General features: G+C 64.2%; 19 protein-coding genes and 1 pseudogene. 16 read left to right on the top strand and 4 right to left on the bottom strand.

Annotated features, from left to right (window positions below):
- The first annotated feature begins 35 nt into the window (after window positions 1-35).
- Complete coding sequence (locus AC0L20_RS18000) at window positions 36-2132, top strand: putative bifunctional diguanylate cyclase/phosphodiesterase (protein ID WP_473290289.1); 2097 nt, start codon at window positions 36-38, stop codon at window positions 2130-2132.
- Window positions 2133-2189: 57 nt separating this feature from the next.
- On the opposite strand, the gene AC0L20_RS17995 is transcribed toward AC0L20_RS18000, so the two are convergent.
- On the bottom strand, window positions 2190-2711 hold the full coding sequence (locus AC0L20_RS17995) for a MarR family winged helix-turn-helix transcriptional regulator (RefSeq protein WP_473290287.1): 522 nt from the start codon (window positions 2709-2711) through the stop codon (window positions 2190-2192).
- A 176-nt stretch (window positions 2712-2887) separates the two neighbouring features.
- Between AC0L20_RS17995 and AC0L20_RS17990 the strand changes: the two genes are divergently transcribed.
- Genes AC0L20_RS17990 through AC0L20_RS17980 form a run of 3 tightly spaced genes read left to right on the top strand, consistent with a single transcriptional unit; the run spans window position 2888 to window position 6433 of the window.
- On the top strand, window positions 2888-3928 hold the full coding sequence (locus AC0L20_RS17990; RefSeq protein WP_473290285.1) for a branched-chain amino acid ABC transporter permease: 1041 nt from the start codon (window positions 2888-2890) through the stop codon (window positions 3926-3928).
- 7 nt (window positions 3929-3935) lie between these two features.
- Complete coding sequence (locus AC0L20_RS17985; RefSeq protein ID WP_473290282.1) at window positions 3936-5705, top strand: branched-chain amino acid ABC transporter ATP-binding protein/permease; 1770 nt, start codon at window positions 3936-3938, stop codon at window positions 5703-5705.
- Complete coding sequence (locus tag AC0L20_RS17980) at window positions 5702-6433, top strand: ABC transporter ATP-binding protein (protein WP_473290280.1); 732 nt, start codon at window positions 5702-5704, stop codon at window positions 6431-6433. Before AC0L20_RS17985 ends, AC0L20_RS17980 begins: the two co-directional genes overlap by 4 nt.
- Window positions 6434-6638: 205 nt before the next feature.
- On the opposite strand, the gene AC0L20_RS17975 is transcribed toward AC0L20_RS17980, so the two are convergent.
- Window positions 6639-7262 carry a pyridoxamine 5'-phosphate oxidase family protein gene (locus AC0L20_RS17975; RefSeq protein WP_473290278.1) on the bottom strand — a complete coding sequence of 208 codons (624 nt, stop codon included), beginning with the start codon at window positions 7260-7262 and terminating at the stop codon, window positions 6639-6641.
- Window positions 7263-7382: 120 nt separating this feature from the next.
- Between AC0L20_RS17975 and AC0L20_RS17970 the strand changes: the two genes are divergently transcribed.
- Window positions 7383-8267: a LysR family transcriptional regulator gene (locus tag AC0L20_RS17970; protein ID WP_473290276.1), complete on the top strand. Its 885-nt coding sequence runs from the start codon at window positions 7383-7385 to the stop codon at window positions 8265-8267.
- Window positions 8268-8272: 5 nt separating this feature from the next.
- Here AC0L20_RS17970 and AC0L20_RS17965 read toward each other — a convergent pair whose 3' ends face one another.
- Window positions 8273-8692 (bottom strand): PaaI family thioesterase, encoded by a 420-nt coding sequence (locus tag AC0L20_RS17965; protein WP_473290274.1) that lies wholly within the window; start codon window positions 8690-8692, stop codon window positions 8273-8275.
- Between the two features lie 194 nt (window positions 8693-8886).
- Window positions 8887-9078 (bottom strand): annotated as a pseudogene (locus tag AC0L20_RS17960) (FAD-dependent monooxygenase); the annotation flags it as partial.
- 163 nt (window positions 9079-9241) lie between these two features.
- On the opposite strand from AC0L20_RS17960, the gene AC0L20_RS17955 reads away from it, so the two are divergent.
- From AC0L20_RS17955 to AC0L20_RS17905, 11 genes are all read left to right on the top strand, one after another.
- Window positions 9242-10258, top strand: a complete 1017-nt coding sequence (locus AC0L20_RS17955) for a TRAP transporter substrate-binding protein (protein WP_473290272.1) — start codon at window positions 9242-9244, stop codon at window positions 10256-10258.
- A gap of 219 nt (window positions 10259-10477) precedes the next feature.
- Window positions 10478-10987: a TRAP transporter small permease gene (locus AC0L20_RS17950; RefSeq protein ID WP_473290270.1), complete on the top strand. Its 510-nt coding sequence runs from the start codon at window positions 10478-10480 to the stop codon at window positions 10985-10987.
- A 2-nt stretch (window positions 10988-10989) separates the two neighbouring features.
- A complete protein-coding gene (locus AC0L20_RS17945) occupies window positions 10990-12309 on the top strand; it encodes a TRAP transporter large permease (RefSeq protein ID WP_473290268.1) in 1320 nt (439 codons plus the stop codon).
- Window positions 12310-12322: 13 nt separating this feature from the next.
- The gene (locus AC0L20_RS17940) at window positions 12323-12784 is read left to right on the top strand and encodes a DUF3237 domain-containing protein (RefSeq protein ID WP_473290266.1); all 462 of its coding nucleotides are present in this window, start codon (window positions 12323-12325) and stop codon (window positions 12782-12784) included.
- A gap of 67 nt (window positions 12785-12851) precedes the next feature.
- Window positions 12852-13148 (top strand): type II toxin-antitoxin system RelE/ParE family toxin, encoded by a 297-nt coding sequence (locus AC0L20_RS17935; protein WP_473290264.1) that lies wholly within the window; start codon window positions 12852-12854, stop codon window positions 13146-13148.
- A 3-nt stretch (window positions 13149-13151) separates the two neighbouring features.
- A complete protein-coding gene (locus AC0L20_RS17930) occupies window positions 13152-13448 on the top strand; it encodes an addiction module antidote protein (RefSeq protein WP_473290262.1) in 297 nt (98 codons plus the stop codon).
- Window positions 13449-13628: 180 nt separating this feature from the next.
- Window positions 13629-14438 carry a crotonase/enoyl-CoA hydratase family protein gene (locus AC0L20_RS17925; protein WP_473290260.1) on the top strand — a complete coding sequence of 270 codons (810 nt, stop codon included), beginning with the start codon at window positions 13629-13631 and terminating at the stop codon, window positions 14436-14438.
- Window positions 14435-16321 carry a feruloyl-CoA synthase gene (locus AC0L20_RS17920; protein WP_473290258.1) on the top strand — a complete coding sequence of 629 codons (1887 nt, stop codon included), beginning with the start codon at window positions 14435-14437 and terminating at the stop codon, window positions 16319-16321. The genes AC0L20_RS17925 and AC0L20_RS17920 overlap by 4 nt, the downstream gene beginning before the upstream one ends.
- A gap of 26 nt (window positions 16322-16347) precedes the next feature.
- Complete coding sequence (locus AC0L20_RS17915; RefSeq protein WP_473290256.1) at window positions 16348-17109, top strand: SDR family NAD(P)-dependent oxidoreductase; 762 nt, start codon at window positions 16348-16350, stop codon at window positions 17107-17109.
- Window positions 17110-17119: 10 nt separating this feature from the next.
- Window positions 17120-17551: an acyl-CoA thioesterase gene (locus tag AC0L20_RS17910; RefSeq protein WP_018458463.1), complete on the top strand. Its 432-nt coding sequence runs from the start codon at window positions 17120-17122 to the stop codon at window positions 17549-17551.
- Between the two features lie 78 nt (window positions 17552-17629).
- Window positions 17630-18781, top strand: a complete 1152-nt coding sequence (locus AC0L20_RS17905) for an ABC transporter substrate-binding protein (protein WP_473290254.1) — start codon at window positions 17630-17632, stop codon at window positions 18779-18781.
- Window positions 18782-18940 lie beyond the last annotated feature (159 nt).

Genomic DNA, 18940 nt, shown 5'->3' with positions numbered 1-18940 from the left:
GCCTGCTCTAATCGCGTCGTCCCGGGGGAAGGCGCATGACGCAGAGTGATGAGGAGGTCGCAAGCATTGATCCGCTCGTGCTCGGCGAGCTGCTCAAGTGCGCCGCCAATAATCTGTGGCTCGGGATCATCCTCTTTGGCAGCGACCGCAGGGTCATTTTCTGCAATCCGCGCTACCGCGAGATGTACGCGCTCTCGCCCGACCAGGTGCATCCGGGCACGCCGATCAAGGACCTGATCCAGCATCGGCTCGAACTGGGCCTGAACATCCGCGGAGAAGCCGGTGCCTATGTCCGCGCCCGGACGGAGGGCTCGGTCGTCAGCGAGCAGACGGTCCAGCAGTTCGCCGACGGACGAATCATCGCCTACACCATCCATCCCCTGCCCGACGGCGGCGGCATGGCGACGCACGAGGACATTACAGAGCGCGAAGAGCTCAGTGCGCGGCTACAGGAACGCAATTTTCAGTTCGACATCGCGATCAACAACATGTCGCAGGGACTTTGCTTCTTCAGCGCCGACCATCGGCTGCTGGTCTGCAACACGCACTATATCGAAATGTACGGCCTGCCGCCCGACCGCGTTCGTCCGGGCACGCCGCTCCAGGAGATCCTCGACCTGCGCTTCGAAGCCGGCAGCGTGCCGGCGATGACGCGGGAGGAATACGCCACATGGCGGACCGATGTCGCCGCGTCGGCCGAGGCCATGGACAGCATCGTCGAGATGCGGAACGGGCGAACCTTCAAGATCAGGCACCGACCGATGCCCGATCTCGGATGGGTCGCGACCCACGAAGACATCACCGAGCAGCGCAAGGCGGAATTGCAGATCGCGCATATGGCGCACCACGACGCGCTGACGGACCTCGCCAATCGCGCCGTGCTCGGTCAGCGCCTCAAGCAGGCGCTCGAACAGGGCGGGATGTTCGCGATCCACCACATCGATCTCGACAAGTTCAAGGCTGTCAACGACACCCTGGGCCACCAGGCCGGCGACATCCTGCTGCAGGATGTCAGCCGCCGCCTCAAGCAGCTCGCGCGCGACAGCGATACCGTCGCGCGCATGGGTGGCGATGAATTCGTCATCCTCCAGACGCCGATTTCCAATTCGAGCGAAGCGGACACGCTGGCGCGTGACGCTGTCAGCACGCTGAGTGCCCCGTTCGGGCTCGATGGACACCAGGCTATTGTGGGCGCGAGCATCGGGATCGCTATTGCGCCCGGCGACGGCTCAACGCCCGAGCAACTCCTGCACAATGCCGATCTGGCCCTGTATCGCGCGAAAAGCGACGGCCGCGGCATGCACTGCTTCTTCGAACCGGCCATGGGCGAAGAGGCGCAAAGCCGTCGCGCGCTGGAGCAGGACCTGCGCAACGGACTTGCCGCCGGCGAGTTCGAACTGCACTACCAGCCGATCGTGAAGACCGACGGCGGCGAGATCAGCGGCTTCGAAGCCTTGATCCGTTGGCGACATCCAGGGCGCGGACTGGTCGCGCCGAACAGCTTTATCCCGCTTGCGGAAGAGATCGGCCTGATCGTGCCGATCGGCGAATGGGTGATCCGGCAGGCCTGTGCCACTGCAAGCCGGTGGCCGGACCATCTGCACGTCGCCGTCAATATCTCGGCGGTGCAATTCCGCCAGCCGGGCCTGACGGAGGTGATCGTCGGCGCGCTGGCGGCCTCCGGCCTCGATCCGCGGCGGCTGGAAATCGAAATCACGGAAAGCGTTCTGCTGCAGGACAGGAACGGGACGCTGGCGACGCTGCACCAGCTCCGGGCGCTGGGCATCAAGGTCGCCATGGACGATTTCGGCACCGGCTATTCGTCACTGACCTATCTGCAATGCTTCCCCTTCGACAAGATCAAAATCGACCGGTCCTTCGTCAGCGGCGTGGAAAACAATGCGGCCTCCCTCAGCATCGTGCGGGCGGTGGCGGCACTGGCGCGCGGGATGGGCATGACGACGACGGCGGAGGGCGTGGAGACCGAGGAGCAACGGGACCGGATCGCAGCGGAGGGCTGCACGGAAATGCAGGGCTATCTGTTCAGCCCGCCGTTGCCCGCCGCTGAAATCGAGCGGCGTTTCCTGTCCGCGGAAGCACCTGCCATGCCCGACCGGTTCGCTGCGGCATAACCGCCAGCCCGCCCAGGATTCCGGGTTCGATGCTCCGTCTTCGGAGCAATGGACCCGTCAAAACTCGTTGGCGATCTTCGACAGCATCCCGAGCAGGGCTTCGCGGTTGGACGGCCCGAGCACCTCGTTCAGCCGCGCCTCGTGCTTGGTGGCGACGAGCTTCTTGGCGCGGGCCAGCACGGCCTTGCCCTTGTCGGTCAGCACCAGGATGTGCGAGCGGCGGTCGTTGGTGGAGCGGATCCGCGCGCAAAGGTCGCGGCTCTCGAGATTGTCGAGCATCGCCACGAAGTTCGGGCGCAGGATGCCGAGGGTGGAGGCGATCTCGGTCTGGTTACGGCCGGGGTTTTTCTCGACCAGCAGCAGCACGGAGAACTGCGCCGGCGTGAGCTGGAGCGAGGCCACGCAGCGCAGGAAGTTCTCGAACACCTTGAGCTGTGCCCGCTTCAGGACATAGCCGAGCTGCTCCGAGAGCTCGCCGAGCTGGAGGGCTTCGCCGGGCCCTTCGGCCGCGTCCTTGCGGCCCTTGGCTGTGTCGGCGGGTTTTTCAGAGGACTTTTCAGCGCTTTTGGAAACGGTCATCGCCTCATGCTCGCAATCCCGTTAAGTTCGGGAGGATCGTTCGCCACCCTTGATGTTATATTTGATAATTGTTATGGACCATATCAAATATCGTCAGCGCTGTTCAATGGCTGTGAGCGGACCGTCCACCACAATCAGGGGACCGGTCCTGAATCTTTGAGGGGGAGCGTCCGGTCTTGAATACCACCATCATGCTGTTCCTGCTGCAGGACGGCATCACCAATGGCGCGATTTATGCGCTGCTCGGCCTGGCGCTGGTGCTGGTGTTCGCCGTCACCCGCGTCATCCTCATTCCCCAAGGCGAATTCGTCACCTATGGCGCGCTGACCTACGCCTCGCTGGCCGCGGGCCAGATGCCGGGCACGGCGAAACTCGCGCTCGCCCTCGGCATTGGCGCCTTCGCGTTCGACCTGTTCGCCGCGCGCAAGGCGTTGCACGGGCGCCTGGTGCTGCGCAGCGCCCTCACCAACATCGTGCTGCCGGCCATCGTACTGGCGCTGACTGTCTACTACGCCGCCCAGAAACCGCCGGTTGCGGTGTGCATCGCGCTGTCGCTGGTGATCGTCGCGATGATCGGCCTGTTTCTCTACCGCATCGCATTCCAGCCGCTGGCGCACACCTCGGTGCTGGTGCTGCTGATCGCCTCGGTGGGCGTCCACCTCGCGCTTCAGGGCTTGGGCCTTTTGTTCTTCGGCGCCGAGGGCCAGCGCGGACCTGCCGTGCTGTCGGGATCTTTCACCGCCGGCGCGCTGCGCTTCACCGGCCAGAGCATCACGGTCTACGGCATTACCATCGCCTTCATCGTCGGGCTGTGGCTGTTCTTCGGGCTGACACTTTACGGCAAGGCGCTGCGCGCGACCGCCGTGAACCGGCTCGGTGCCCGGCTCGTCGGCATCCGCACCACGCTATCCGGGCAGATCGCCTTCCTGCTGGCGTCCGTCATCGGTGCACTGTCGGGCATCATGATCGTGCCGATCACGACGCTCTATTACGACTCGGGCTTCCTGATCGGCCTGAAGGGCTTTGTCGCCGCGATCATCGGCGGGCTTGTCAGCTATCCCCTCACCGCGGTCGCGGCGCTGGTCGTCGGCATCGTCGAGGCGTTCTCGTCCTTCTATGCCTCCAACTACAAGGAGGTGATCGTTTTCATGCTCTTGATTCCCGTGCTGCTGCTGCGCTCGCTCGCGGCGCCTGCGGTCGAGGAAGAGAAGGACTGACGCCAAGATGCAGAGCCGGCTCCCCATCCTCATCTTCGCAGCTGTCATGGCGGCGATCCCGTTTGTTCCGGGCATGCCCCCGTTCTGGATCGTGCTGCTCGATAATGTCGGCCTCACCGCCCTGGTCGCGATGGGCCTCGTGCTGCTCACCGGCGTCGGCGGCTTGACCTCGTTTGGACAAGCGGCCTTCGTCGGCTTCGGCGCCTACACCACCGCGGTGCTGTCGACGACCTACGGCATGTCGCCCTGGCTGACGCTGCCGCTGTCGCTGCTGGTCAGCGGATTGCTGGCGGTGCTGCTCGGCCTCGTCACGGTCCGTCTCTCCGGCCACTATCTGCCGCTCGGCACGCTCGCCTGGGGACTCGGCTTGTTCTATCTCTTCAGCAAGCTGGAGTTTTTGGGACGGAACGACGGCATTTCGGCGATCCCGCCGCTGTCGATCGGCTCGTTCAAAATGCTCTCGCCCGGCTCGATCTACTACGCGATCTGGGTTGCCGTTATCCTCTCGGCGCTGCTCACGATGAACCTCCTGGACTCCCGCACCGGCCGCGCCATCCGCGCGCTCCGGCGTGGCCATGTCGCGGCCGAGGCGTTCGGCGTGCACACGCCGCGGGCCAAGATGCTGGTGTTCATCCATGCCGCCGTGCTCGCCGGTCTCTCCGGCTGGCTCTACGCCCATCTTCAGCGCGCGGTAAACCCGACGCCGTTCGGCGCGCAGGCGGGCATCGAGTATCTCTTCATCGCCGTGGTCGGCGGCGCCGGCTATGTGTGGGGCGGCGTCCTCGGTGCGGCGCTCGTCGTGGTCCTGAAGGAAGTGCTGCAGAGTTACCTGCCGCTGATCCTGCCCGGCTCCGGCCAGGTCGAGACCATCGTGTTCGGCATCATGCTGGTGGCGCTGCTCCAGCTCGCACCCGGCGGCGTCTGGCCCTGGCTGATGTCGTTCCTGCCCCAGCGCACCGGTGGCAAGAAGCCGGACACTTCGCTCAAACTGGAGCAGCGCACCCGCTCCCCCGGCCAATCCAGCGTCCTGCTCCAGGTCGAGAAGGCGCGGAAGCAATTCGGCGGCGTGGTCGCGGTGAACAACGTCTCCTTCGACGTTCAGGCCCGCGAGATCGTCGCGCTGATCGGCCCCAACGGCGCCGGCAAGAGCACCACCTTCAACCTGATCACCGGCGTGCTGTCGGCCAGCTCGGGCTCGATCTCCGTGCTCGGCAACAAGGTGGACAGGGCACCGCCGCAGGAGATCGTCAAGCTCGGCATCTCCCGCACCTTCCAGCACGTCAAGCTGGTGCCTGATATGACCGTGCTGGAGAATGTCGCGATCGGCGCCCATCTGCGCGGCCATTCGGGACCGATCTCCTCGATGCTGCGGCTCGACCGCGCTGATGAGGCAAAGCTGCTCGCCGAAGCCGCCCGCCAGATCGAGCGCGTCGGACTTGGCGAGCAGATGCATCAGCTCGCAGGCTCGCTCTCGCTGGGACAGCAACGGATCGTCGAGATCGCTCGTGCGTTGTGCGTCGATCCGATGCTGCTGCTGCTCGACGAGCCGGCGGCCGGCCTGCGCCACATGGAGAAGCAGCAGCTCGCGAGCCTGCTGCGGGAGCTGCGCGACGGCGGCATGAGCGTCTTGCTCGTCGAGCACGACATGGGCTTCGTCATGAACCTCGCCGACCGCATCGTGGTGCTCGATTTCGGCACCAAGATCGCGGAAGGAACGCCGGCCACGATCAAGACCAATCCCGAAGTGATCAAGGCCTATCTCGGAGTGGCGGCATGACCGCGCTGTTGTCCGTCGCCGACGCCCATGTCGCCTATGGCAAGGTCGAGGCCGTGCGTTCGGTTTCGCTCGAAGTCGGCCAGAACCAGATCGTCACCATCGTCGGCGCCAACGGCGCCGGCAAGACCACGCTGCTCTCCGCCATCATGGGGATCTTGCCGCTGAAGGGGCGCGTTTCATTCGCAGGTCAGGATCTGTCGCGGCTCGACATCGAGGACCGCGTCGCCATGGGACTTGGCCTCGTTCCCGAGCACCGCGAATTGTTCGTGACCATGAATGTCGAGGACAATCTCGAGTTAGGGGCCTTCCGCATCGAGAGAAGCAAGGCGAAAGCCTCGATGGAGCGGGTCTACACGCTGTTTCCGCGGCTCAAGGAACGGCGCAAGCAGCTCGCCGGCACGCTCTCCGGCGGCGAGCAGCAGATGCTCGCAATGGGCCGCGCGCTGATGGGCGAGCCCAAGCTCCTGATGCTGGACGAGCCGAGCCTCGGCCTCGCCCCGATCATCGTCGCCGACATTTTCCGCATCGTCACCGAACTGCGTGCCGCCGGCGTCTCCGTGCTGCTGGTTGAGCAGAACGCGCAGGCCGCGCTCAAGATCGCGGATCAGGCCTATGTCATGGAACTCGGCGAGTTCGTGCTCAGCGGCAAGGCCAGCGACATCGCGGCAAATGAGCGCGTCGCCGCCAGCTATCTCGGCTTCCAGCACGAAGGCGCGAGCGGGTTGTAAGTGCGCCGTGAACTTCTCTTCCCTTCTCCCCTTGCGGGAGAACGTGGCGCGAAGCGCCGGATGAGGGGTATCCATCCAAACGGAAAGCGCTTCATTCGCGGAGAGAACCCCTCACCCGTCTCGTCGCTCCGCGACGAGCCACCCTCTCCCGCAAGGGGAGAGGGTACACCGCACAAGCCGCTCTAGCTTTCGTTGGCAGGTAAGCTCAACTCGCCCCCTTCTCCCCCTTCAGCGCCGCGACCTCCGCTTCCAGCTCCGCGATTTTCGCATCCCTTGCCGCCAGCGCCGCTGCCACATCCGTCGCGTCGAACTTCTGCGGGATATGCTGCGGGCAGTTCGTGTCCCACGCTTCGATCTTGAACAGGATCACCTGCTCCGGCCGGGCGCGATAGCCTTTCGGCATCAGCGATGTCTTCAGCGCCTCGTCGTCCTCGACCACCCGCGCCTCGCCCCAGATCTTCACCCGGCGGCGATGGGCGTAGTCCATCACAAAGATGTAGGCCTTGGGATTTTCGGACAGATTTCCCTGCGTGATGTATTGACGATTGCCGGCATAGTCAGTGAAAGCCAGCGTCTGCTTGTCCAGTACCTTCAAGAAGCCCTTCGGGCCGCCGCGATGCTGGATGTAGGGCTGACCGTCGGCCGAGGCGGTCGCGAGATAAAAGCTGTTGGCGTCGGCCAGAAACGCCGCGAGGTTCTCATCGACCTCGGTGCGCCAGCCGCGCTGCTCGGCATGCGCATAGCCTTCGCGTGATCCCTTTCGGGTCTGGATCGACTTCACCGCCGGCGTGAATGCCACGTCGCTGGCGTAGGTGTGAGTTGCCGTCATCGGACCATCTCCTGAAATCCCGGCGCATCCCTGCGTCTTCTCCGTCTAAAGTGGACTTTTCGCCGGCTAAAACAATCGGCCCGCTTGACACTTCATCATTGCGGTATATGCAATAATGCCGTGGACCGCTTTGAAGCCATGCATGTTTTCGTCACCGTCGCCGATTTGCGCGGCTTCGCGCCGGCGGCGCGCAAGCTGCGGCTGTCGCCCTCCGCGGTGACGCGGCTGATCGCGGCGCTGGAGGAGCATCTCGGCGCGCGGCTGTTGCAGCGGACCACCCGTCAAGTGACCCTGACCGACGTCGGCACGCGCTATCTGGAGCGTGCGCGTCGCATCCTCGCCGATGTCGAGGAGGCCGACGGCTCGGCACGGGAGGAGCGCAACCGGCCGAGCGGGCGGCTGGTGGTGTCGGCGCCGGTCGGCTTCGGCCGGCTCCATGTCGGGCCTGTCATGACCGCCTACCTCAAGCGCTATCCCGAGGTCGCCTGCGAATTGCGTCTGTCGGACAATCTCGTCAATCTCGTGGAAGACGCCGTCGACGTCGCGGTGCGGATCGGCCATCTCGCCGACTCCTCCCTCGTCGCGCGCCAGGTCGGCGAGATGCGACGGATCGTGGTGGCGACACCGGGCTATCTCAAGCGCCATGGCGAGCCGAAGACGCCGGAGGCACTGCTTACGCATGAGACCATCGCCTTCGGTCCATCCGCGAACTGGCGCTTCGTTCAGGACGGCCGCGACATCGAGGTGGCGCCGAATCCCCGCTTCGCCAGCAACAGCGCCGACGCCGCCCTGCAATATGCCGAGGCCGGCGGCGGCGTGACCCGGGTGCTGGCCTATCAGGCCGCCGAAGGCTTGCGGCGCGGGCGGCTCAGAATCGTGTTGGCGAACTACGAGCAGCCGGGGCTGCCGATCCACATCGTCTACCCGACCTCGCGCCTGCTCTCCGCCAAGGTGCGCGCCTTCGTCGATCTCGTGGTGGAGACCGCGGAGTGGAAATTCGGGTAACGCCCTCACCCCTTCTTCGGCACGACGCGAAAGGTGCCGCTGGCGCGCGCGATCACGGCGCCGTCGGCCTTGGCGAGGCACTGCGCGAAACAGATCGTGCTGCCGGTCTTGATCGCCTCGCCCTCGACCGCGAGCCATTGGCCGATCTCGCCGGCGCCGACATAGTCGACCGACAGCGAGATCGTCACCAACGAGGTGGTCCAGCCCGTCACCTGCGCGCAGCTGTAGCCCATGGCGGCATCGGCCAGCGCCGCGATCAGGCCGCCATGGATCAGCCCGCGTGCATTGGTGTGCGGTGTTGCCAGCCGCAATCCCACGGTGACGCCGTTGTCGGTCTTCCTGGAGTAAAGCGGCTCCCACGGATCGGTGAGGGGCGCTTTTCGAAAATGCGGCTCGAAGCCGGCCGGAATGTCGGTGCTGGTCATGTCCGTCTCGCGCTGGTGGCTGCCGCCATTAGAAGCGGCGGACGTGACGGATGCACCACCTACAAAGTTTTAAACGACATTTGCGCGGGTGTTTGAAAGGAGTGGCGCCGACGCGAGCACTCGTAGGGTGGGCAGAGGTGCGCAGCGCCGTGCCCACCATCTCGCGCGAAGACAACGCTGGTGGGCACGCTTCGCCGCGCGCCGGCGCCGATCTGGTCGAGCGGCGCGACGGTCCCCTCCTCCAGCAGCCCGGCACGGATGCGGCCGAGCACATAATCCGGGCTCTGCCGCTCCAGAATGACATTGTCGATGCCGTATCCGTGCAGCAGTTGCCCAAGCAACAATCCCGCCGGCCCTGCCCCGATGATTGCGACTTTTGTCCGCAATACTTGCTCCTCCCGATCCTGTAGGCTTTCGGTTGGGCAAAAAGGGAGTGCGCGGCGGCACGCCGCGCCAGTTCCGGCTTGAACGCGCCGGCCAATTAGATAACATGTTAATTAACGAGACCGGGCCATCGAAGCCCGCCGTCAAAAGAGGGAGAGACGCGTGATGAGGAAAGCCTGTCTGGCGTTGCTGCTGGCAGCAAGCGTGAGCCCTGCGCTCGCGCAGGACAAGACCTTCGATTTGAAGATCTCGCACTGGGTGCCGGCCTCGCATCCGCTGCAGAAATCGCTGGAGGACTGGGCTGCCGCGGTCGAGAAGGATTCCGGCGGCACCATCAAGGGCAAGGTGTTTCCGGCCCAGCAGATGGGCAAGGCCTTCGACCATTACGACATGGCGCGCGACGGCATCGCCGACGTCACCTATGTCAATCCCGGCTACCAGCCCGGGCGCTTCCCGATCATCGGCGCCGGCGAATTGCCGTTCCTGATCTCGGATGCCAAGGGCGGCTCGATGGGGCTGGATGCCTGGTACCGCAAATACGCCGAGAAGGAGATGAAGGACGTCAAATACTGCCTCGCCTTCGTCCACTCGCCCTCCTCCTTCCACTCCAAGACCAAGAAGATCGTGATGCCGGAGGACGTGAAGGGCCTGAAGATTCGCCCCGCCCACGCCACCATGGCGAACTTCGTCACCTCGCTCGGCGGCACCAACGTGCAGTCCTCCGCGCCCGAAGTGCGCGACATCATCGAGCGCGGCGTCGCCGACGGCGTCACCTTCCCCTGGGGCTCCCTCGTGCTGTTCGGCATCGACAAGGTGACAAAGTACGACATGGAGGCGCCGCTCTACACCACGACCTTCGTGTTCGTGATGAACAAGGACAAGTACAATGCGATGTCCGACAAGCAGAAGGCCGCAATCGACAAGAATTGCACGGTCGAGATGGCAGGCGTCGTCGGCGAGCACTGGGGCAAGTTCGAGGATGCCGGCATCGACAAGGTCAAGGCGGAGACCAGTCACGAGGTCTACAAGCTGACGCCCGAGCAGACCGCCGCCTGGAAGAAAGCCGCCGAACCGCTGGTGAAGACCTGGTCCGACGGCGCGAAGAAGACCGGCGCCGATCCGGACGCGGCGCTTAGCGAGCTGAAAGCCTCGCTGAAGAAGTACAACGCGCTGGCGGAGTAGCGCGATGGCGGGCTCTTCTTCCCCCTCTCCCCGTTCTTACGGGGAGAGGGTTGGGGTGAGGGGCCGGTTCCGCAAAAATAGTGACAAACGGACTCGCGGAGAGCCCCCCTCACCCGCCTCGCATCTTGCGATGCGACGCGGCCTCTCCCCGCGCGCGGGGAGAGGCGAAGGACCACCGCCGGAGTCGACAACGAGAATGACAATGCGCAGGACACTCCCATGAAGCGCAGCTGGATGGATCGCGTTATCGATTCGATTGAATGGATCGCCGCGGCCTTCGTCGGCATCGTCGCGCTCGACATCTTCCTGTCGGTGCTGCTGCGCAACACGCTGAACTATGCGATCCCCGATAGTTTCGACATCGGCCGCATGCTGCTCGGCATCCTGATCTTCTGGGGTATCGCCGCAACCTCCTATCGCGGCACCCACATCACGGTCGATTTGGTCTGGGGCAATGTCGGGCCGCGCTACCAGCGCTGGATCGACGTGTTCGCGACGCTGGTGCTGCTGTTCGTCGTGACGGTCCAGACCTGGACGCTGTTCGACAAGGTCCGCGGCACCTACAACGACAACGTCCAGACCTTCGACATGCATATGCCGACCTGGCCGTTCTTCGCGATCGCATGGATCGGCGACGTCTCGGCCGTGCTGCTGATCGCGATCCGCACCTACCGGTTGATCTTCCATCCCGAAGACATGCACGACCCCAAGCTGAAGGCGACGGAGTAATCATGAGCACCGATGCCGTCGCCGTAATCGGCTTTGTTTCCCTGTTCGCCCTGATGCTGCTGCGCGTGCCGGTCGGCATGGCCATGGGCCTTGTCGGCGTCTCCGGCTTCTCCTATCTCGTCGGCGCCACGCCGGCGCTGAAGCTGGTCGGCCAGACCTCGATGCGCACGGTGACCGACTACACGTTCGGCGTCATTCCGATGTTTCTGCTGATGGGCTCCTTCGTCAGCAATTCCGGTATGAGCCGCGAGCTGTTCCGCGCCGCCAACGGCTTTGTCGGCCATTTGCGCGGCGGACTCGGCATCGCCACCGTCGGCGCCTGCGGCGGCTTTGCCGCGATCTGCGGCTCCTCGGTCGCGACCGCAGCGACCTTCTCCGCAGTCGCGTACCCCGAGATGCGCCGCTTCGGCTATCCGCAATCGTTTGCCACCGGCGTGATCGCAGCCGGCGGCACGCTGGGCGCGATGCTGCCGCCCTCCACCGTGCTCGCCGTCTACGGCATCATCACCGAGCAGGACATCGGCAAGCTGTTCATCGCCGGCATCATCCCGGGTATCCTGGCGATGACCATGTACATGATCACGATCTTCCTGATCGGCTATTTCCGGACGGACTTTCTGCCCAAGGGCAAGGTGCTGCCGTGGCGCGAGCGCTTCGCCGGCCTGAAGGACATCTGGGCGCCGGTGCTGCTGTTCGTGTTCGTGATCGGCGGCCTCTACGGCCTGCCCTATTTGCCGCGCTTCACGCCGACGGAAGCCGGCGGCGTCGGCGCGGCCGGCGCCTTCATCATCGGCGTGGCGACCGGCCGGCTCGACCGCGAGAAGATTCTGGCCTCGCTGCTCCAGGCGACGCGCACGGCGGCCGCCGTGTTCACCGTGCTGATCGGCGCGCTGATCTTCGGCTATTTCCTCACGGTGACGCAGACCCCGCAGAAGGTGACGGAATTCCTCACCGGCCTTGGGCTGGGCCCCTACGGCGTGTTGGCGCTGATCATGGTGATGTATCTCGTGCTCGGCTGCCTGATGGACGCCATGGCGATGATCATCCTCACCGTGCCGATCATCTTCCCCGTGATCATGCATCTCGGTTTCGACCCGATCTGGTTCGGCGTCATCATCGTCATGACGGTCGAGCTCGGACTGATCCATCCGCCGGTGGGCATGAACGTCTTTGTCATCAAAAGCGTGGTGAAGGACGTCTCCTTCTCCACGATCTTCAGGGGCGTGATCCCGTTCGTGGCGACAGACCTCGTGCGCCTGGTGATCCTGATCGCCTTCCCGTTGCTGGCGACGTGGCTGCCGACGCGGATGATGGCGCATTGAGAGGGGTGAAGCGATGACCATGCCGGCGCTGGAAACCAGATACGTCTTTACCGTCACCGCACGCATCGGCGACGTCGTCACCGCCGGCGAGACCGGCATCGGCATTCGCCGCATCATCCCGATCATCGGCGGCGAGGTGACGGGCGCGATCACCGGCAAGGTGCTGCCGTTCGGCGCCGACTTCCAGACCATCCGCCCGAATGAGCTGATTGATCTCGAAGCGAAATACGCGTTCGAGACCGACGACGGCGCCATTGTCTATGTCGAGAACAAGGGCATGCGCTTCGGTCCGGTCGAGCTGTTGCAAAAGCTCAAGCGCGGCGAGCCGGTCGACCCGAAGCAGATCTATTTCCGCACCGTGCCGAAGTTCGAGACCGGGGATGAGAAATACCGCTGGCTGATGCAACACATCTTCGTCGGCTCGGCAGCGCGGCATGCCGACCGCGTCGTGATCGACGTGCATCAGGTGATGTGAACGCGTCGCGCCACACCAAGCCGGCTAGTCCATTGACATCACGGGGCCTGTAGCGTATACGCTACAGATGCTGACGATCAAGAGAACCGACGAATTCTCTGACTGGCTTAGAAACCTGCGAGACCGGAGAGCGAAGGCAAAAATCCTCGCCCGGATCGATCGGCTGGCGCTCGGCAATCCCGGAGACGTTGCTCCGGTCGGAGGCGGCATCAGCGAAATGAGAGTTCACGAGGGCGCCGGATACCGGATCTACTACGTTGCCCGAGGCGAGGAAATCATCGTTCTTCTTTGCGGTGGCGATAAAGGCTCTCAGCCAGGGGACATAGCGTTGGCAAAGAAGATCGCGAGCGAATTGGAGGTCTGAGCAATGGCAAAAGTGAAATCATTTGATGCTGCGGAGTACCTCGACAGCCCCGAGATGGTTGCGGCCTATCTCACCGAAGCCTTTGAATCCGACGATCCGTCCGCAATAACGATGGCAATCGGCGCCGTCGCCCGCTCTCAGGGCATGGGCGCCATTGCCGAAAAGGCCGGTCTATCCCGTGAGAACTTGTATCGCTCGCTTGGCGGCGAGGCCAAACCCGAATTCGGCACTGTGATAAAAGTTCTCCACGCCATGGGTATCAATCTTGTGGCGCAACCCCAAAGCGGAACCAAGGCGTAGCGGCCGGATAGCATCGGCGTCCGCGACATTTATCCCAAGCCTGTGTGTCGGGCATTCGGGCAGGGTCTCTGCACCCGCGTTTCGTCCTTTTCCGGACTACTGCATCGGCCTCCCCGCTGTCAGCCGTATTGACTCCCCCTGAATTCGTTATACAACATAACTATTCTGACAAGGACGCAAATGACACAGGGAAACGCCGAGACCGCTGACGCGGACGCCTCCGGGCTTTTGAGGATCGAGCGGGCGGACCGGGTTTTGACCGTCGGCCTGAACCGGCCGGCCAAGCGCAATGCGCTCAACGACGGCATCATCCTGGAAATCGGCGAGTGTTTTGCGTCCCTGCCCGAGGATATCGGCGCGGTCGTCATCCACGGCATCGGCGACCATTTTTCCAGCGGTCTCGATCTCTCCGAACTGACCGACCATGATGCCACCGGCGGCCTTCTCCATTCCCAGATGTGGCACCGGGTGTTCGACCGCATCCAGTACAGCCGCGTGCCCGTGATCGCCGCGCTGAGGGGCGCCGTGATCGGCGGCGGGCTGGAGCTCGCCTGTGCGGCTCATATCCGTGTCGCCGAACCCTCGACCTATTTCGCGCTGCCGGAAGGGCAGCGCGGCATCTTCGTCGGGGGCGGCGGTTCGGTGCGCCTGCCGCGGCTGATTGGCGTCGCCAGGATGATGGACATGATGCTGACCGGCCGCGTCTATTCCGCGACCGAAGGCACCTCCTACGGCTTTGCGCAATATGTCACGGAAGCCGGCAACGGGCTCGGCAAGGCGATGGAGCTTGCGACCAAGGTCGCCTCCAACGCGCCGCTGACCAATTTCGCCGTGCTCCAGGCACTCCCGATGATCGCGGAGGCCAATCCGCAGGCCGGCCTGTTGATGGAATCGCTGATGGCGACGGTGGCGCAGAGCGACAAGGAAGCCAAGCGCAGGATCCGCGAGTTCCTCGAACACAAGACCGCAAAGGTGAAGCCGAAATCATGAGCGCGCAGCCGTCGTCCTCTTCCAGCATGGAGCGCGGCGCGAGCACTTCCCCGCTGCGGCCCATTTCATTCGGCGATCCCGTCGTGAATATCGAGCGGCGCGACGACGGCACGATTTACCTGCGGCCCAAACAGCCGCTCGGCGATTATCCGGCCCGCATCACCGACCGCCTGCATCACTGGGCGAGCGCGACGCCCGATCGCGTGTTCATGGCCGAGCGCGAAGGTGGCCGCTCCTGGCGCAAGATCAGCTATGCCGAGCTGCTCGCCGCGAGCCGGCACATTGCCTCAGGACTCATTGCGCGCGGGTTGTCGGCCGAGCGCCCGGTCGTCATCCTCTCCGGCAATTCGATCGACCATGCATTGCTGGCGTTCGGCGCGTTTTATGCCGGCATTCCGTTCTGCCCGGTGTCGCCGGCCTATTCGCTGGTGTCGAAGGATTACGGCAAGCTCTCCTATTTGATGAAGCTGCTGACGCCCGGCCTCGTCTTCGCTGAGGACGCCGACAAGTTCGCCGACGCGCTCGCGGCCAACGTCTCGCTCGGCACCGAGATCGCCGCGTCCTACGGCCGCGTGCCGGGCCGCGACGTCACCTTGCTCGCCGACCTCATGGCAACCCCGATCCGCGCCGATCTGGACGAGGTCCACGGCAAGATCGGCCCCGACACCATCGCGAAATTCCTGCTGACCTCGGGCTCGACCGGCAACCCCAAGGCGGTCATCAACACCCAGCGCATGATCTGCGCCAACCAGGTGATGCTGCGCGAGACGCTCGCCTTCCTCAAGGACGAGCCGCCCGTCATCATCGACTGGCTGCCCTGGAATCACACTTTTGGCGGCAACCACAACATCGGGCTGACGCTCTACAATGGCGGCTCGATGTATCTCGATGCCGGCAAGCCGGTGCCTGGAGGCATCGAGGAAACCGTGCGCAATCTCCAGGAGATATCGCCGACCGTCTATTTCAACGTCCCCAAGGGCTACGAGTCGCTGCTGCCCTATCTGCGCGACGACCAGGGCCTGCGCGCGAAATTCTTCGACCGGCTGCACGCGATGTTCTTCTCGGGCGCGGCCCTGTCGCCGTTCGTCTGGAACAGCCTCGACGAGCTCGCGGTGAAGGAAAAAGGCTACCGCGTGCCGATGCTGACCGGGCTTGGTGCAACCGAGACCGCGCCGTTCTTCATGTCGGTCAACCCGCGCACCAGCCGCTCCGGCCATGTCGGGCTTCCCGTATCCGGCAACGACGCCAAGCTGGTGCCGAACAACGGCAAGATGGAAGTTCGTTGCAAGGGGCCGAACGTGATGCCCGGCTACTGGCGCCAGCCCGACATCACCGCAAATTCGTTCGACGAAGAAGGCTTCTACAAGCTGGGCGACGCCCTCAAGCCCGTGGATTCCGACGATCTCAATGCCGGCTTCGATTTCGACGGCCGCATCGGCGAGGATTTCAAGCTTGGCAGCGGCACCTGGGTCAGCGTCGGCCCGTTGCGCGCGCGCTTCGTTGCGGCCTGCGCACCACTGGTGCGCGACGTCGTCATCGCCGGCATCAACCGTGACGAGGTTTCCGCGCTCGTCGTACTCGATCTCGACGGCTGCCGGCTGATCAACCCGACGCTGCCGACCGACGATCTCGTCGTCGCGACCCGCGACCGGCTGGTGCGCGAGGCATTTCGCGAACGCCTGACCCGCTTTCTCGGCGCGGCCACGGGATCCTCGACGCGGATCACGCGCGCGATCCTCATGGACACGCCACTCTCGATCGACAAGGGCGAGGTCACCGACAAGGGCTCGATCAACCAGCGCGCGGTGCTCGAGCATCGCAGCCTGCTGATCGAGGAGCTCTACGCTGCCAATCCATCGGACCGTGTGATATCGGTCGGCTAAGAAAACGTCGCACCAGGGAGAACGCCATGTTGTTGAAGGATCAGGCTGTCATCGTCACCGGCGGCGCGTCGGGACTGGGCGCGGCGACCGCGCGTAAGCTGGCGGCGCAGGGCGCCCGGGTCGCGGTGTGCGATCTCAATGCCAAGCTCGCCGAAACTGTTGCCGCCGAGATCAAGGGCGTCGCGGTGACCTGCGACGTTTCCGATGCGGCTTCCGCTGAAGCTGCGATCGCGCAGGCGACCAAGGTCCATGGACCCGCGCGCGTGTTGGTCAATTGCGCCGGCATCGGCGTGGCCAAGCGCGTCGTCGGCCGCGACGGCCCGATGGCGCTCGCCGATTTCGACAAGGTGATCAAGGTCAATTTGATCGGCACCTTCAACATGCTCCGCCTTGCCGCGAACGAGATGTCCAAGCTCGAGCCGCAGGCGACCGGCGAGCGCGGAGTCATCATCAACACGGCGTCCGTTGCCGCTTATGACGGCCAGATCGGGCAATCGGCCTATTCGGCCTCCAAGGGCGGCATCGTCGGCATGACGCTGCCGATCGCGCGCGAGTTGGCGCAGTTCGGCGTCCGCGTGCTGACGATCGCGCCCGGCCTGTTCCTCACGCCGCTGCTCGCCAACCTGCCGCAGGAAGCCCAGGACTCGCTCGCCGCCGCAATCCCGTTCCCGCGCCGGCTCGGCCACGCCGACGAGTTCGCGGCGCTCGCCCTGCACATGGTCGAGAATTCCTACCTCAACGGCGAAGTGGTGCGCCTCGACGGCTCGCTGCGCATGGCGCCGAAATAGGGCGCGGCATATGTTCGTGAACCGGCGCGACGTCCAGATCCAGTGGGGTGACTGCGACCCCGCCAACATCGTCTATTACCCGCGCTATTTCGCGATGTTCGACGATTCGACGTCGACCCTGTTCGAAGTCGCCGGCTTCTCCAAGCAGGACCTGGTCAAGAAATACGGCTTGGTGGGCATTCCCATGGTCGACACGCGCGCCAAGTTCTACATCCCCTCGACTTATGGCGACTGGATCACCATCGAAACCAAGATCGAGAGCATCAAGCGCTCGAGCTTCGAGGTGAAGCACAGCGTCTTCAAGGGCGAGGCGCTGGCGATCGAGGGTTTCGAGACCCGTGTCCTGGTCGGGCGCGACCCCGTTAACCCCGACAAACTGAAATCGGCACCGTTTCCTGCGGAAATGGTAGCCAAATTCACGGGGAGCGAGGCCCGGAGCTAAATCGCCACATCACCAAAAGAGGGGGCTGAATTACCCCCCGATTTCTGCTTTCAAAGAAACACATAAAGGGAGGAATAGATGAAACGCTTTTACCTGACCGCCGCCGTCACCGCGGCCGCGCTTGCGCTGCCCGCCGTGCCCGCTTTGGCTCAGACCGCCGAGGTCACCATCGGCATCACCACCACCACGACCGGCCCGGGCGCAGCGCTGGGCATTCCCGAGCGCAATGCGCTTGAGTTCGTGCCGAAGGAGATCGGCGGCGTGCCGCTGAAGGTGATCGTGCTCGACGACGGTGGCGATCCCACCACCGCAACCACCAACGCCCGCCGCTTCGTGACCGAATCCAAGGCCGACATCATCATGGGCTCGGCGCTGACGCCGCCGACCATCGCAGTGTCGAACGTCGCCAACGAAGCCGGCATTCCGCATTTCGGCCTGGCGCCGTTCCCGATCACGCCGGAGCGCATGAAGTGGTCGGTGGCGATGCCGCAGCCGATCCCGATTGTGGGCAAGGTGCTGTACGACCACATGAAGGCCAAGGGCGTGAAGACCGTCGGCTATATCGGCTATTCCGACTCCTATGGCGACCTCTGGTTCAACGATTTGAAGGCGCAGGCCGTGCCGATGGGCATAACCATCGCCGACGAAGAGCGCTTCGCTCGCCCCGACACGTCGGTGACCGGACAGGTGCTGAAGCTCGTGGCGGCGAATCCCGACGCCATTCTGGTCGGCGCTTCCGGCACCGCAGCCGCGCTGCCGCAGACAGAGCTGCGCGAGCGTGGCTATCAGGGCCTGATCTACCAGACCCACGGCGCCGCCAGCATGGACTTCATTCGCATCGCCGGCAAAGCGGCGGAAGGCGTGCTGATGGCCTCTGGTCCCGTCATGGATCCCGAGGACCAGCCGGACGAAGCCGCCACCAAGAAGCCGGGCCTCGCGCTCAACTCGGCCTATGAAGCCAAGTACGGCCCGAACAGCCGCAGCCAGTTCGCCGGTCACTCTTACGATGCGTTCGAGATTCTCAAGCGCATCATCCCGGCTGCATTGAAGACGGCCAAGCCCGGCACGCCGGAATTCCGCGAAGCGATCCGCCAGGCGCTGCTGTCGGAGAAGGAGCTTGCGGCGAGCCAGGGTGTCTACAATTTCACCGAGAAGGACCGCTACGGCCTCGACGAGCGCTCGCGCATCCTGCTCACGGTGAAGAACGGCAAGTACATGCTTGTGAAATAGACGCGCGGCGGGATTGAGACGACGAAAGCCGGCCCGATGGGCCGGCTTTTTTGTTTTGGTTCCTAGAATGGCATTGCCATATGGATCGTCATGCCCGGGCTTGTCCCGGCCATCCACGCCTTGCCATACGGCGCGAAGAACGTGGATGCCCGGGACAAG

The organism is Bradyrhizobium sp. Kon58, assembly GCF_055807455.1.
Note: the sequence above shows the minus strand (reverse complement) of the source record. Positions and strands in the feature narration are given on the sequence as shown.